This window comes from Rhizobium sp. AP16 (assembly GCF_000281735.1).
Classification (GTDB): domain Bacteria; phylum Pseudomonadota; class Alphaproteobacteria; order Rhizobiales; family Rhizobiaceae; genus Rhizobium; species Rhizobium rhizogenes.
On record NZ_AJVM01000065.1, the window covers coordinates 314,775 to 329,957 of the forward strand.

The 15,183-nt window shown below is 60.1% G+C and carries 16 protein-coding genes; 3 read left to right on the forward strand and 13 right to left on the reverse strand.

Features of this window, described 5'->3' with window-relative positions; translation table 11 throughout:
• Positions 1-68 precede the first annotated feature (68 nt).
• From PMI03_RS19625 to PMI03_RS19635, 3 genes are all read left to right on the forward strand, one after another.
• Positions 69-1,010 carry a zinc ABC transporter substrate-binding protein gene (locus PMI03_RS19625; protein WP_007696676.1) on the forward strand — a complete coding sequence of 314 codons (942 nt, stop codon included), beginning with the start codon at positions 69-71 and terminating at the stop codon, positions 1,008-1,010.
• Positions 1,011-1,102: 92 nt separating this feature from the next.
• Positions 1,103-2,308 (forward strand): zinc metallochaperone GTPase ZigA, encoded by a 1,206-nt coding sequence (gene zigA, locus PMI03_RS19630; protein WP_007696682.1) that lies wholly within the window; start codon positions 1,103-1,105, stop codon positions 2,306-2,308.
• Positions 2,305-2,541 carry a hypothetical protein gene (locus PMI03_RS19635; RefSeq protein WP_039974359.1) on the forward strand — a complete coding sequence of 79 codons (237 nt, stop codon included), beginning with the start codon at positions 2,305-2,307 and terminating at the stop codon, positions 2,539-2,541. Before zigA ends, PMI03_RS19635 begins: the two co-directional genes overlap by 4 nt.
• Here PMI03_RS19635 and PMI03_RS19640 read toward each other — a convergent pair.
• From PMI03_RS19640 to PMI03_RS19700, 13 genes are all read right to left on the reverse strand, one after another.
• The gene (locus tag PMI03_RS19640) at positions 2,507-3,241 is read right to left on the reverse strand and encodes a PAS domain-containing protein (protein WP_007696683.1); all 735 of its coding nucleotides are present in this window, start codon (positions 3,239-3,241) and stop codon (positions 2,507-2,509) included. The genes PMI03_RS19635 and PMI03_RS19640 overlap by 35 nt on opposite strands.
• Before the next feature lie 273 nt (positions 3,242-3,514).
• Complete coding sequence (locus tag PMI03_RS19645) at positions 3,515-4,447, reverse strand: lipid A biosynthesis lauroyl acyltransferase (RefSeq protein ID WP_007696686.1); 933 nt, start codon at positions 4,445-4,447, stop codon at positions 3,515-3,517.
• Between the two features lie 5 nt (positions 4,448-4,452).
• Complete coding sequence (locus PMI03_RS19650; RefSeq protein WP_007696688.1) at positions 4,453-5,481, reverse strand: zinc-binding dehydrogenase; 1,029 nt, start codon at positions 5,479-5,481, stop codon at positions 4,453-4,455.
• A gap of 54 nt (positions 5,482-5,535) precedes the next feature.
• Complete coding sequence (locus tag PMI03_RS19655; RefSeq protein WP_007696691.1) at positions 5,536-6,822, reverse strand: beta-ketoacyl-ACP synthase; 1,287 nt, start codon at positions 6,820-6,822, stop codon at positions 5,536-5,538.
• A gap of 12 nt (positions 6,823-6,834) precedes the next feature.
• Positions 6,835-8,040: a beta-ketoacyl-ACP synthase gene (locus PMI03_RS19660; RefSeq protein WP_007696694.1), complete on the reverse strand. Its 1,206-nt coding sequence runs from the start codon at positions 8,038-8,040 to the stop codon at positions 6,835-6,837.
• Positions 8,041-8,083: 43 nt separating this feature from the next.
• Positions 8,084-8,557 (reverse strand): 3-hydroxyacyl-ACP dehydratase FabZ family protein, encoded by a 474-nt coding sequence (locus PMI03_RS19665; RefSeq protein WP_007696697.1) that lies wholly within the window; start codon positions 8,555-8,557, stop codon positions 8,084-8,086.
• 122 nt (positions 8,558-8,679) lie between these two features.
• Entirely contained in the window at positions 8,680-8,964 is a 285-nt protein-coding gene (locus PMI03_RS19670; protein WP_012651689.1) for an acyl carrier protein, read from the reverse strand.
• A gap of 199 nt (positions 8,965-9,163) precedes the next feature.
• Positions 9,164-9,592: a L,D-transpeptidase gene (locus PMI03_RS19675; RefSeq protein WP_012651691.1), complete on the reverse strand. Its 429-nt coding sequence runs from the start codon at positions 9,590-9,592 to the stop codon at positions 9,164-9,166.
• Between the two features lie 122 nt (positions 9,593-9,714).
• Positions 9,715-10,695, reverse strand: coding sequence for an adenosylcobinamide-phosphate synthase CbiB (gene cbiB / locus PMI03_RS19680; protein WP_007696708.1), 981 nt, complete (start codon positions 10,693-10,695; stop codon positions 9,715-9,717).
• The gene (cobD, locus tag PMI03_RS19685) at positions 10,692-11,690 is read right to left on the reverse strand and encodes a threonine-phosphate decarboxylase CobD (RefSeq protein WP_007696713.1); all 999 of its coding nucleotides are present in this window, start codon (positions 11,688-11,690) and stop codon (positions 10,692-10,694) included. Before cobD ends, cbiB begins: the two co-directional genes overlap by 4 nt.
• A complete protein-coding gene (locus tag PMI03_RS19690) occupies positions 11,687-12,994 on the reverse strand; it encodes a cobyrinate a,c-diamide synthase (RefSeq protein ID WP_007696715.1) in 1,308 nt (435 codons plus the stop codon). The genes cobD and PMI03_RS19690 overlap by 4 nt, the downstream gene beginning before the upstream one ends.
• A complete protein-coding gene (gene cobA / locus PMI03_RS19695; protein WP_007696718.1) occupies positions 12,991-13,839 on the reverse strand; it encodes a uroporphyrinogen-III C-methyltransferase in 849 nt (282 codons plus the stop codon). The genes PMI03_RS19690 and cobA overlap by 4 nt, the downstream gene beginning before the upstream one ends.
• A 304-nt stretch (positions 13,840-14,143) precedes the next feature.
• Complete coding sequence (locus PMI03_RS19700) at positions 14,144-15,094, reverse strand: nucleoside hydrolase (protein ID WP_007696721.1); 951 nt, start codon at positions 15,092-15,094, stop codon at positions 14,144-14,146.
• Between the last annotated feature and the right edge of the window lie 89 nt (positions 15,095-15,183).

A 15,183-nucleotide genomic window follows, 5' to 3' on the forward strand; every position in this document is an offset into this window, starting at 1 on the left:
ATCGCACACGTTATAGCATAACGCAATTGATGTAATAACATAACAGACCCATTCAAGGGCGATCGCGCATGACCATAGTAAAGTCCTTCCTCCCCCTCACCGCCTCCCTGCTGTTCTCCGGATTTTTCGCAAGCGCCACGATGGCTGCCGATACGCCGGATGTGGTGGTGTCGATCAAGCCCATTCACTCCCTCGTTGCCGCAATCATGGACGGAGTTGGTACGCCAGAGCTGATCGTCGATGGCGCCGCCTCGCCGCATACCTATGCGCTGAAGCCCTCGAACGCGAAGGCGCTCGAAGCCGCCAAGGTGGTCTTCTGGGTCGGACCTGGCATGGAAGCCTTCCTGGAAAAGCCGCTTTCGGCTCTCGGCGCGAACGCCCTGGTGGTCGAACTCGACAAGGCGCCCGGCATTACCAAGCTGAAATTCCGTGAGGGTGGCGCTTTCGAAGCCGATGACGATGGCGACGAGCCCACGGATCATGATCACGATCACGGAGAGTTCGACACGCATCTCTGGCTCGATCCGCACAATGCCAAGGCGATGACGGCCGAAATTACCACCACATTGGTCGCCGCCGACCCCGCCAATGCGTTGACCTATGAAGCCAATCAGAAGGCGCTGGACGACAGGCTGGACGCGCTCGACGCGGAAATCGCCGCCACCCTCGCTCCAGTGAAGAGCAAGCCCTTCATCGTCTTCCATGATGCCTACCAATATTTCGAGCGCCGCTATGGCGTGCGTGTCGCCGGTTCGATCACGGTCAGCCCGGAGAGCATTCCCGGCGCACAGCGCATATCGGAAATTCATGGCAAGGTCGCCGAACTCGGTGCCACCTGCGTCTTCGCCGAGCCGCAATTCGAGCCAAAGCTGGTCAACGTCGTCCTCGAGGGTACATCCGCGAAATCCGGCGTGCTTGACCCGGAAGCGGCAACCCTTCCGCAAGGCCCGGATCTCTATTTCGACCTGATGCGCGGCATCGCCAATTCCCTGAAGACCTGCCTCTCCTGAGACAGGCACTCTATCGCCGAAAGGAGCGAGCTATCTGCTCGCTTTTTTCAGATCCATAAAAGTAATGATATTACATTACAGATGAGGTCATCATGAATAGAAAACTTCCGGTCACGGTGCTTTCCGGCTTCCTCGGCGCTGGCAAGACGACGCTGCTCAATCATATCCTCAACAATCGCCAGGGCCTCAGGGTCGCTGTGATCGTCAACGACATGAGCGAGGTGAATATCGATGCCGCGCTGGTGCGCGACGGTGGCGCCAATCTTTCGAGAACCGAAGAACAGCTCGTCGAGATGACCAATGGCTGCATCTGCTGCACGCTGCGCGATGACTTGCTGAAGGAGGTGCGCCAGCTCGCCGCCCAGGATCGCTTCGACTATCTGCTGATCGAATCGACAGGGATCGCCGAACCGCTGCCCGTCGCCACGACCTTCGAGTTTCGTGACGAAGACGGCAATAGCCTTTCCGACGTCGCCAGGCTCGATACCATGGTCACCGTCGTCGATGCCGCCAATCTGCTGGCCGATTACGGCTCGACCGATTTCCTCGCCGATCGCGGCGAGACTGCGGGGGACGGTGATAACAGGACCATCGTCGATCTCCTCGTCGAGCAGATCGAATTCGCCGATGTCGTCGTCCTCAACAAGATGGGCGCGGCAAGCCCTGAGCAGCAGGACTCCGCCCGCAAGATCATCGTTGGCCTCAACCCCGACGCACGCCTGATCGAGACCGATTTCGGCAAGGTGGAGCCGGCGGAGGTGCTCGGCACCGGCCGCTTCGACATTGACCGCGCCGAGACGCATCCGCTCTGGTACAAGGAGTTGCACGGTTTCAAGGACCATGTTCCGGAGACGGAGGAATACGGCATACGCTCCTTCGTCTATCGCGCGAAGAAACCGTTCGATCCCATGAAATTCCAGGAGTTTCTCAATCGCTCGTGGCCGGGCGTCGTGCGCGCTAAGGGGTTCTTCTGGCTTGCGACCCGCCCGCATTATGTCGGCGAAATGAGCCAGGCGGGCGCGCTGGTGCGTACCGCTAAGATGGGCCTCTGGTGGGCAGCCGTCCCGCAGGAACAATGGCCGACCGATCCCGCCTTCAAGCGCGCAATCGCCCCCTATCTCGACCCGACCTGGGGCGACCGCCGCCAGGAACTGGTTTTCATCGGTGCCGATCCAATGGATCAGCAGAAGATCACCGCTGAACTGGATGCCTGTCTCATCGAAGGGAAGACTTTCACGCCAGAGCGCTGGAAGAAGCTGCCGGACCCATTTGCGAGCTGGAACAGACCAGCCGCATGAGCGAACCGAAAGCCATTAGCTTCCGCTGCTTCTGCTTTGAATGCGAAGCGGAAGACGGCGAGAAAAAACCAGCAAAAGCAATTCCGAAAGCCGCTTCACCGGCTTTCGATCAAGAAGAAGAAAATTTCGACAAACCGGCGGCCCGCAAATTTGCGGGCACGCTTGAACGTTTGTTGTTCGGAGCCCGAAACGGCGTGATCAGGCCACCAGCATGCTGGCAGGAACGACACTGACTTCATGCACAACCAGCAACGCACCAATCACCTCGCCTCTGGGCTTGGTGGCCCGCAGCGGCGTCATGCGGCAATGCAGGGTCTTTCCGGCATCCGTCGGATGCTGCGCCGGATAGAGGCAATCGACCGTCTCACCGAGAAAGCAGGCATCGAGCTTGTTCTTGAAGCTGCTCTCGAAGCATTCGGAGCCGATGAACTCGGCAAGGTGCCGCCCGACCAGCTCGATCGGCTTCGACTTCAGGAATTCGGAATTGGCCGCATTGCTATAGAGATAACGGTAATCGCGCGTGATCACGGCGACCCGATCCGGCAGGCTGTCGAGAATGACGTCGTTCAGAACGTTGTCCTCGTCGAAACCGGAGACCTCGCTCTCATGCTCGTCTCTCTCCGTGGAGAACGCCATCAGCACTTCCGCCGCAGCATCGCTGGCGCCGCCAAAATAGCGATCAATCAGCAACGACAACGACGCGGAATTGCGCAACACACGCGAACGGTCATCCGATTCCTCGCGAATGAGATTGCTCATGAATTGGAGCTGCATGTACATTTCAAGAAGACTGTTGGCCTTGTAGGCCATAATAGCCGCGATCAGCGGTTCCAATTCGCGATCCAGAGAACTAACCAGTTCGTCATCACCCAGCTTGACCGCACGTTGAATCTGGGCGCATTTCGTGGAGAAGGCATGAAAGAGTGCCAGCAAATTGCCCTCCTGCCCTTGCCCATAAACAACTATCGGGCCTCATTCCCAACGCTATCATGACCAAGGATTTTCAGCTTGGTGTCCGCAATCTCACCAAACTTTCTGAAAATTGAAATAACATGACTTACCCTCACGTTCAATCCTGTGATGAATGGAAGTTCTCGGAAAAGGCGAATTTTTCGAAAGCAAGGGCTTACCCAAGGTCAAGTATGCGACCTATTGGGGTTAAAACTGGTTCATTTCGACACAAACCACCCCGTTTTCGGTAATATTTTAGAAAACAGTCTTCTTGATATTCCAGCGGTCGTGATACCAAAGCCACTGTTCGGGATACTCCCTCACCCAGCTCTCGACCTTGTCGTTCAGCAGTTGCGCGGTAGCCGGCAAGTCCAGGTTTCCCCGCTCGTCGCGGGGCATTTCCAGCTTCGGTTCGATCTCCAAACGATAGCGATTGCCCGGCAAACGTATGCATCTGGCCGGATAGACCTCGCAATTGAACTGCCGCACCAGCTTCGGCAGCAGCGGATTGGTCTTCACATCGCGACCGAAGAATAGCGTCTTCAGCCCCTTGCGGAACTTCTGGTCGACCAGCACACCGACCCCGCCGCCATTCTCAAGTTGCCGAGCTAGCGTGAAGGACGATCCCGCATGCGAAGGCACGAGACTGCCCATGCGCTTGGCGCGAAAATCGAAGACTTTCTGTGCCACATAGGGATTATTGGGCGGACGAAAGAGCACGGTGACCTTCAGTCCGAAGGCCGCGCCAGCGACCGGCAGCAACTCGAAGTTGCCCGTATGCCCGGTAAAGACGATGAATGGCCGCGGGTTCTCCCGCAAGTCGAGAAAGATCGGAATGCCGGAGACCTCGATACGGCCCGGTTCATCACGAGACGGATCAAAATCGAAGAGCCGGTCGAGGAAAACATACTCCGCCGCCAGCCGCCCCATATTACCCCAGCTCGCCAGTGCGATCTCAGCGATCTCCGTCTCGCTCTTCTCAGGAAAAGCGTTACGCAGATTGGTCAGCATCAGCTGGTGCCGACGCATGCGCGGCCCGATTTTCCGCGTCAGCCAGTCGGCGAAATTGATGCCGCCATCGGCCGGAAAGAGCTTCAGGAAGTTCAGGAACCCGAAGATGACCTGCGCCACCAGCCATTGCTGGAAGTTCCTGAGCGCAATGACGATCCGGGTGATGACGAGCTTCACGCCGGTCAATCCATCTTGAGGATGATCTTGCCGAAGATCTGGCGCGATTCCATCCGCTCCAGCGCCCGGTCGATATCGCTGAAGCTCACTTCAGTGTCGATCACCGGATGCACCAGCCCGCGCGCCATCTTCTGCATGGCATTCGCCATGTTCTCCATGCGGCAACCGAAGGAGCCGAGCAGTTTCAGCTGCTGCTGGAAGAGCATCATCAGGTTCATCTCGGTGGAGACACCCGAGGTCGAGCCGCAGGTGACGAGACGACCGCCGCGCTTCATGCAGAGCATGGAACCGGCCCAGGTATCCTTGCCGACATGTTCGAAGACGACGTCGACGCCCTTCTTCTTGGTCAGCTTGCGCACCACGCCCTCAAAACGGTCGGTGCGGTAGTTGATGACGTGATCGGCGCCCAGCGCCTTGGCCTTCTCGATCTTGTCGTCGGACCCAACGGTGGTGATGACGGTGCAGCCGATCTTCTTGGCAAGCTGGATCGCCGCCGTGCCGATGCCCGAACCGCCGGCATGAACGAGGATCGTCTCGCCCGGCTCCAGCTTGGCATTGTCGAACAGCATGTGCTCGACCGTGCCGAAGGTGACGGGCGCCAGCGCCGCGCCGATCGCATCGACACCGGGAGGAGCCGGAACCAGCAGGCGCGCCGGCAGATTGACCTTTTCCTGGGCGAAGCCGTCAAGATGGAAGCCATGCACGCCGCCAACATGTTCGCAGAGATTGTCGCGACCCTCGCGGCAATGACGGCAGAGGCCGCAGGTGCGCGCGCCATAGATCGACACAAGCTGGCCCGGCAGCACATTGGCAACGCCCGGCCCGATCGCTTCGACGACACCGGACGCTTCCGCGCCGATCACCAGCGGCATCTTGCGCTTGGCGAATGCCATGCCGCGCCAGCCCCAGACGTCGATATGATTGAGGGCGACCGCCTTGACACGCAGGGTCACCTCGCCCGCGCCTGGAGCCTCTGGCTCCGGCAGATCGGTGATCTCAAGTTTGCGGTCGTCGATCAGTTGCAAAGCACGCATGGCAAAATCCCTCGCCCCTTGGGCGCAGTTATGTCTTGTTCTTCAAAAGTCCGATTAAGCCGGTTCGAGCGCCATGACAAGGCTGGCGTTCTGTCCGCCGAATCCGAAGGAGTTCGAAAGGATGGCGCTGACCTGCTTTTCACGCTTCTGGTTCGGCACGACGTCAAGAATGATCGTCGGATCGGGGTTGTTATAGTTGATGGTGGGCGGCAGCGTGCCGGTCAGCATCGTCTGCAGCGAGAACACCGCTTCAACCGCACCGGCGGCCGTCAACGTATGGCCGATCATCGACTTGTTCGACGAAACCGGGATGGTTGGCAGCCGTTCGTCGAAGACGGCGGACATGGCACCATATTCCATCTTGTCGTTTTCCGGCGTCGATGTGCCATGGGCATTGATATAGCCGATATCTGTCTCGGCCATGCCGGCATCGGCAAGAGCTGCACGGATCGTCGCGATCGCCGGGCCGCCATCGGGCGACGAGCGGGTGCGATGGAAGGAATCGGCCTTGTCGCCGGCGCCCTTCATGATGCCGAGGATCTTTGCGCCACGGGCAACCGCCGATTCCAGCGATTCCAGCACCAGTGTCGCCGCACCCTCGGCGATAACGAAGCCGTCGCGATCCTTGCTGAAAGGCTTGGATGCCTTGGTCGGCGGGTCGTTCTGGGTGGAAAGAGCCGACAGCAGGGAGAAACGGATCAGCGCTTCAGCGCTAAGCGAGCCATCGGTCGCGACCGTCAGTGCCCGCGTCGTGCGACCCTGGCGGATTGCCTCGATGCCGAGCTGGATCGCGGTGACACCCGATGCACAAGCCGTGGACAGGGTTACCGGCAGGCCGCGGGTGCCAAAACGATCGGCAAGACGCTCCGAAATAGCGCCGAACAGCGCCGCCTCATGGAAGGTCGGATCGGGACGCTGACGCATCGCGGCGAGGAAACGATCATAGGCGTCGCCCGGATGATCAGCTGGCGGCGAACGGTCGGCAAGGGCGAAACGCGCGCTCCATTCCGGCTCGATCGGCGGCGCGGCCAGGAACAGCGGCGCATTGAAATCACCGGAAAGCCCAGCCTGCGCAAGCGCCTCGATCGTCGTCTCGCGCGCAAAGGCGTAGGAGCGCTCGACAGCGTTCGGCGCCGGAATATCGATGAAATCCACCGTGCCGGCAATGCGCGTCGAAAGCCCATCGGTCGGAAAGCGGGTGATGCCGTGAATACCCGACGTACCGGAGGAAAGCGCATTCCAATTGTCCTGCAATCCCTGGCCGAGCGAGGTGATGATGCCCATGCCGGTAACAGCGACGATGGGGCGGCCGAGATGATCCTTATAGGCGGATGCGGTCATGATGCTAACTCCTCACGCTTCGGCGGACAGGACGGCGATGCCTTCGCCGCGCGCGTGGCCAACGGTCGTCACGACTGCCTTCGTCGCGCCGGTCTTCATCGGCTTTTCATGTGCGGCGTCGAAAGCCGGCACCTTGGCCTTGTTGGCGACCGCGAGCGCCGCAAAAGCGATCCCGAGCGGAAACTGGCTTTCGAGCCCGTGGCCGGAAACCCCGGCATACCCTCGAATGGCCGATGCTGGGAGCTGCGCTTCCAGCACGGTCTTTTCGCGCGTTGCCAGATCGGCAATCGCCGTCGTGCCGCAGAAGACGAGCGTGTCGTCGCCTTGTACGTCCTTGGCGGGCGCGAGCAGGCGTTCCAGCCGCGCCTCGAACTTGCCACCGTCGCGGCTGCCGCGATCGCCTTCGATCGCGTCAATCGTCGCGTAAATGCGCGCGCCGCGCGCTTCCGCGTGGGCGCGGGATTCCAGCACCAGGAAAGCACCAAGCGAACCCATGATCATGCCGCCGCCGTTTTCCGGCTTGCGGGACCAGAGCGGGTGCCATTCGCCGATCGCATGCGCGTTCACCGATTCGAACAGCAGCATCATGTCCTGCCGCTCAGCCGAAAACGCGCCGCCGACCAATGCATGGCTCGATTCGCCCGACTTGATGCGATGGAAAGCGGTCTCAACCGCTGAGATACCGGCTGCCTCTTCGCCCATGAAGGTGCGCGACGAGCCCGTCACCTTATGGACGATAGAAATATTGCCGGCCAATAGATTAGAGAGCTGTGCCAGGAACAGCGTCGGACGCAGTTCAGTCGTCAGCTTCTCGTTCAGCAGCAATTCGCGGTCGTTGCGCTTCAGACCCTCGTCGACGATCAGCGTATCGACATTGAGGTCGCGCTCGCCACCACCGGCCGCAACAATCATATCCATGCTGCCGCAGGCCTCGAGATCGTCCTTCAAGCCGGCATCGTCCAGCGCCAAGCCGGCGGTGAAGACGCCGATGCGCTGCCAGTTTTCCATCTGCCGCTGATCGCCGCGCTTCTGGATCTGCTGCGACCAGTCGATCTCCGGCAGCGGATGCACGGGATAGGGTTTGAATTTCTCGGTTTCGACGATGGTCGTCGGCGTCTTGTCTGCAGTCAGCAGAGCGACATGCGCTTCCTTGCCAACACCCTGACAGGTGACAATGCCGACACCCGTGATCACCACATCATTCTGAGCCTTGCTCATTCATCAATCCTCTAAGAATGCGGCGCCATCTAAGCCGGAAGCGTCAGCCATTGGCGGCGATGGCGTCGAGAAGCCCGACCTCGCCTGCCCGCTTGCGCACGATGTCGGCGAGCGGCACTTCATTAAACGGCATGGTGCGCAGCTTCAACTGCGCATCGCAGATCTTCTTGCCGGCTATGGTGATCCGCGCCTTTGTCACCGCAAAGCCCGAGCCGTCATGCTCCAGTTCCGCCTCGATGTCGAGCTCCGCCTCGGGCTCGACGAAGGTCCGCATCTTGGCGCCATCGACCGACATCAGAAACGGCATGGAGGCGAAGTTGGTCGCCGCCAGCACCAACATGCCGGACGCCTGAGCCATGGTTTCGATCAGGAGAACGCCGGGAACGAGCGGCATGCCGGGAAAATGACCTTCGAAAACAGGGCTCTTGGCCGGCACGACCGAATGCGCCTTCAACAGGCCCTTGGACAGATCGACGGACACAACCCGATCGATCATCTGGAAATATTCCAGCAGCATCAACGCCTCCGACCCTGCCCCGCTGACCTCTGATGGTCCGGGCAGGATACGATAGTTAAGAATGAAACCGCCCGGCCGCTATAGTCAGGAGCGGCTGGGCGGCTAAAATGCAAAGACGTTGCTCAGCCCTTGGCGGCGCGCAATTCGTCGATCTTGGCACAGAGATTCTTGAGGACGAAATATTCCTCGGTCGAAGCCTTGCCGTCGTTGACTTCCTGCGTCCACTGTTCCAGCGGAATCTTGATGCCGAATTCCTTGTCGATAGCGAAGACGATGTCGAGGAAATCCAGGCTATCGATGCCAAGGTCGTCGATCGTATGGCTCTCCGGGGTGATCGTTTCACGATCGATTTCGCTTGTCTCAGCGATGATGTCGGCAACTTTGTCGAATGTAGCAGTCACGCCCATACCTCATGAAATAATAATTCAATCCCCCTCATAGGGAAATCCATTCCAAAAGCCAATGGTCTCCGCTCGAAACCCCGGCAATTTGGCAAAGCACTGTTGCGCAAACAGCAAAGACGCTTCTGGCCTTGGATAGCGGCGGGCATGCGAGCAAGATGCGGCAGCATTGCGGCTAACCGTAATGGTTTGCAAATGAAGCCGATCAGTCGCTGATGACAATGCGGGTGTTCTTGAGCCCCGCTTCCGATGTCATCGAGAAGAAGGTCGCGGCGTTTCGCGGCTCCAGCCGCACGCAGCCATGTGACGCCGGCCGGCCAAGACGCTTCAGCTCGTAGGTGCCGTGCACCGCATAGCCGCCATTGAAGAATACCGCGTAAGGCATCGGCGCATCATCATATTTCTTGGAGCGGTGATCGCGCGACAGCCATTTCGCCGTATAGGAACCGGTCGGCGTCACATAACCCTTGCGCGCCGTAGATACTTTCCAACGATACTTGAGGACGCCGTCCTCGGAAACGGTCATCGTCTGTGAGCGAAGATCAATCTTGGCAAGAACAGTTCCGGCCTGCGCCGAAGCGACATGAAACTGCAGGAATAGACATGCGGTAGCAGCTGCCAGTATCCGTTTCATCTTGTCCCCTTCCATCGTTTGCTTCTCTTTGAAACAATTCCGATGAAGGAAACCACTATCATACATCAGATTATGCTAAATTAATACATATGGTATGCGATTCATTAACGCAGACCGACGGATCAAAGCAGCAGCAGGAAGGCTAGGAAAGCAAGGAATGTCAGCATCGAGCAGGCGGAATAGAAGATCGAGATGCCCGTCTCGACATCGCTGACGGTGGCCGTATCCCGACCGGAACCGTTGATCATCGGTTCGCTCACGACTTCGCCGCCATAGACGCGCGGCCCGGCGAGCTGGATATCCAGGGCGCCGGCCATCGCCGCTTCCGGCCTGCCGGAATTCGGCGAGCGATGCAGCCCGCCATCGCGGACCGCGACGCGGATCGTGTTGCCGAGGGCCGAAATCCCCTTCTTGGCGAGCGCACCGGCGGCAATCAGCAGGATCGACAGCCGCGCAGCCGGCCAATTGGCGACATCGTCCAGCCGCGCTGAAGCCCAGCCGAAATCGATATAAGTCTCGGATTTATGGCCAATCATCGAATCGGCGGTGTTCAGCATCTTGTAGATGAACAGGCCCGGCAGACCGAAAACGCCATACCAGAGCGCCGGCGCAACGACGCCATCGGAAAAATTCTCGGCTAGGCTTTCAATCGCGGCGCGGCAGATCCCAGGTTCGTCCAGTGTTTCCGGGTCACGGCCGACGATGCGCGACACGGCGCGGCGTCCGCCTTCCAGTCCCTCGCTGCGCAACGCGCTCGACACCTCGCCGACATGATCGGCCAGGCTCTTCTGCGCCAGAAATATCGCCACCAGCCCCGCCTCGACCAGAATGCCGAACCAGCCGAAGAACGCGAGCAGTCCATGAACGGCCCAGCCGGCAACGGCCGCGCCGAAGAGCAGCGCGGCAATCGACATCACACCATTGCGGCGACGCGTCAGATCCGGCAGGTGCGCGGCATTGAAATGGCGATCGAAAAAGGAAATTGCCTTGCCGAACAGCACGACCGGATGCGGCAGGCGCTGCCAGAGCCAGGCGGGATCACCAATGATCCGGTCCAGCAGCAATGCCAGAATGAGGATGAGCAAATGTTCGTCGATGATCATATCGAATAATTCTCCAGCACCCCGGCCAGCCTGCGATCGCCTTCCTCGTCCGGAGCAAGGCCGAAGCGCAGCCAATTCGGCGCATAATCGAACTTACGGACAAGAATATGATGATGGCAGAGATACGAATAAATGTCGCTTGCCCGCTCATCGGCAACCAGAGCAAACAGCCCGGTGCCGCCGACTATATTGAGTTTGGCGCTGTGAAGAGCGGCGTCCAGCGCTGCGCGCCGGTCGAGAATGCGATTGCGGATAGCGGCGGTATCGCCGTCCATCAGGCAAGCAGCCAGTGAAAGCGCCGGCCCGGAAACCGCCCAGGGGCCAAGCCAATCCTCGAAACGCGCAAGGATCGAGGCTCCAGCGATGACAAAACCGAGGCGCAGGCCAGCGAGACCGAAGAATTTACCGAAGGAACGGAAGATAATGAGGTTCGGCATGGAGGAGGCATGAGGCGCAAGGCTTGTCTCCGGCTCCATATCCCCGAATGCCTCATCGACCACCAATATACCGCCGCGCTCTTGCAGCCGATCATGCAATTCCCGTAGCCGCTCGACGGGCAGCATCCGGCCATCCGGATTATTGGGATTGACGACGACGACAAGGCTCTGCTCGGGGGACAGATCGCCAGTCCCGGCAATCTCACGAGCAGGCAATCCGGCCAGTTTAAAGGCTCGGGCATATTCCCCATAGGTCGGCGACAGGATCGCGACGCTGCCGACCGGTGCCAGTCGCGGCAAAAGCTGGATGACCGATTGCGTGCCTGGAACCGGCAGCGGCAGAATGTCGCCGCTGCGATAATAGCCCCTCGCCGCCTCCCGCGCCCGCTCCACCAGATATTGATCCGGCAGCCTATGCCAGGCGGAAACGGGTATGTCGGTCAATGGGACGGGATTGGGATTGATCCCGGTCGACAGATCGAGCCAGTCTGCCGGTCGTCCGCCGTAAAGACGCGCCGCGGCGGTGATGCCGCCGCCATGTACGATCCTGCCCGTCACGCGACGTCACCGACAAGGTCGATCAGATGCATATAGGACCCGGCGACATTGCCGCGCTGCAGACCCGCCGCGCCCAGGTCAGCGCCAAGTGCATCCGCGACCGCGAAGAGCCGATCCGCCTCACCTTCCGAGATGATGGTCGAATAGTGAAACTCATGCGCCGTCATCGGCCGCTCGAAGAAAGACCCTGCCAGCGGTGTCACGCGCCGGTAGCCGAGATGGCGTTGACGCTTCTCATAGCTGGTGACGACCGGCAACAGGCCAAGCATTGCATGGCGCATGCCGGCGGCATCCACCAATCCATCGCCAAGCACCATATAGCCGCCGCACTCGCCATAGATCCGCACGCCTCGCGACGCCGCAGCCTTTATCCCTTCATGGAATTGCGTTGCAGCCCCGAGCTTGCCCGCATGCAGCTCGGGATAACCGCCCGGCAGATAGATGGCGTCCGCATCCGCCGCCGGAGCCTCGTCAGCCAGTGGCGAGAAAAATGAAATCTCCGCCCCGCGCCGGCGCCAGCCGAGGAGCATATGCTCGTAGCAGAAGGCGAAGGCGATATCGCGGGCGACAGCGATCCGCTGACCGAAGGGCATAAGCCGCGCAACGTTGGCCGCCGATGGCCGGACGACATTCTGTTGCGCGGCGCGCAGCAGCAATCCGAAATCACACGCCTTGGTGAGTGTTTCCGCCGCGTGTTCGATAAACTCTTCCAGCCCTGCATGTTCGCCAGCCTGCACCAGCCCCAAATGCCGCTCCGGCAATGTCAGCCCCTTGTCGGCGCGAATGACGGCGGCGACAGGAATGCGAACCGCTTCCAGCGCCCGGCGCAGCATCGTTTCATGCCGGTCGCTGCCGACCCGGTTGAGGATGACGCCGGCGATGCGGATATCGGTGCGGAAATTGGCAAAGCCGCTGACGAGAGCGGCGACGGACTGCGACATGCGCGAGGCATCGACCACCAGCACGACGGAAAGCCCCAGGAAAGCGGCAAGATCGGCCGGCGTGCCAGAGCCATCCGCCGCGCCGTCGAACAGCCCCATCATGGCTTCGATGACCAGCATCCGGTCGCCGGCACGATGCAGCGCCGAATTGGCGGAGATCAGCTCATGGCGCATGGCCCAGGGATCGAAATTGAGGCAGGGCGAGCCGCCCGCCGCCGCAAGAAAGGCGGGATCGATATAATCGGGACCGGCTTTACCCGGTGCAACCGCAATCCCCCTTTTCCGCAGCGCCCTGAGCAGGCCGAGCGTGATCGTGGTCTTGCCCGAGCCCGAGGCTGGAGCTGCAATCAGCAGGCCGCTCATGCTGGCACCTTGCGACCGCCACCCGCCCGCATCTCCGTTGCCGGAACGAGCTTGCGACCGGACAAAGCCCCCAGCCAGTCGAGGGACGATCGCAGCCGCACGACATCGCCGACCACGACGATCGCCGGCGGCTCCAGGCCGGAGGCGATGACATCGGCCTCCGCACGCCCAAGCGTGGTCTCCAGCACCTGCTGTGCCGGCGTGGCGGCATTGCAGACGAAGGCGACCGGCTCGTCGGCAGAACGGCCGGCGGCGATGAGATTGGCGCTGATCTGGGCAATATGCTTCATTGCCATATACATGACGATAACGGGCGACCCCTTGCCGATCGCCTCCCAATTGATCGCATCCGGCACGAGGCCTGAGGAATCATGACCTGTGAGGAAAGTGACGGCGTGATTGACGTCGCGATGCGTGACGGGAATGCCGGCATAGGCGAGACCACCGATCCCAGCGGTAATGCCCGGCACAATGCGGAACGGAATGCCGTGCTCCACGAGCATCAACGCCTCTTCGCCGCCGCGCCCGAAGACGAAGGGATCGCCGCCCTTCAGCCGTAGCACCCGCTTTCCGGCCCGCGCCAGCTCGACCAGACGCAGCGAAATGTCCCGTTGCTTGGCGGACGGCTTGCCGCCGCGCTTGCCGGCATATTCGAGTGCGGCGCCAGGGCGCGCGAGCTTCAGGCAATCTTCGTTGACGAGCGCATCGTGCACAATAATGTCCGCCTCCGCCAATCCCTTGGCCGCCAGCAAGGTCAGCAGCCCGGGATCGCCCGGCCCGGCGCCAACGAGCCAAACGGAGCCCGGCTCCAGCGCCGGCAGATTGGAAAATGCGGTATCGTTCATCCCATCTGTCCTATGCCCGGATGGCAAAAATTGCAATCTTGAGAATGGGATAAGAGGGCAGCGGTCGAACTCCCGATTCCTCGATGAAGGATAGATCAGATCGGATCCGGACGGCAGCAATAGTGCGCTATTCGTTTTCCCGACGACGATAAGAGCAAGCCCGATTCAACGCTTTAAGCGCTTGAATCGAATTGCGACAGAGCGACTGCAATTACTTGATAATATTATAGAATAAGAAAATCATAGAGCAAAATTCCATGGAGGGGACAGCATCGCCGCCCCCTCCAAGACTGACTTTAGTGGCTCACTTGCCGAGAATCACATCACGGATCAGATCGATCGTCGCCTCAGAACGGATACCGGTGCAGACGATCTGGCTCGGCAAGTCGTCCCATTCGTTCGGCGGAAAGTGCCGGCCGTTCGGCTTGACGATCGTCTGGCCGTCGGCAATGCCGCCGCAGACGACGCGCACCGCACCCTCGATCGCATCAAACAGCTCCGGCGCCACGACATAGACGCAGGCGCAGCTATCATGCACCATCATACCGTCATCGACGATATGGCCGTAGAAATCGATATAGGATTGCGACAGGTCGGACAGAAGCTGCACGGACGGCCCGCCGACTTTCGCCATATCGGCGAGATAGGTCCGGCTCATCGTCGTGACCGCGGTCACGTCGAGACCGATGACTACGACCTTCCACGATGCGGTCATAACGGCATCTGCCGCTTCGGGGTCGCCATGAATATTGGCTTCCGCCACCGGCGTAACATTGCCCGGAACGTAGAAATTGCCGCCCATGATGACGACATCCTTGACCAGCTTGGCGATCTCCGGATCGTGCTTCAGCGCCAGCGCCAGATTGGTCATGCGGCCGACGGCCACCAGCCGCACCTCGCCCGGATTGGCGCGGACGGTATCGATGATGAATTGATAGGCCGGACGCGGATCGGTAGGCAGATCGATCGTTGCCGGCACCTCGATATCGCCGAGACCGTTATGGCCGTGTACGAAGGTCGGCCACGGCCGCTCCTGCCGCGAGGGATCGAACGTGACGCTGGCGCCGCGGGCAACGGGACAAGGAATGTTCCACTCGCGCTTCAGGAACAGCGCATTGCGCGTAGTCGTATCGACGGAAGCATTGCCGAATACGGTGGTGACGCCGAGAAGATCGATATCCGGATGACGATGCAGAAAGAGAAGCGCCATGGCGTCATCGACGCCAGGGTCCGTATCGTAAATTACCTTATGCATGATATTTCCTTCTTAACATTCTGATAAAATATAAGATTCTCCCAAAATGGCGCTGCAATTTCGGAGATCATGTTTCGGGATTGCCGGGA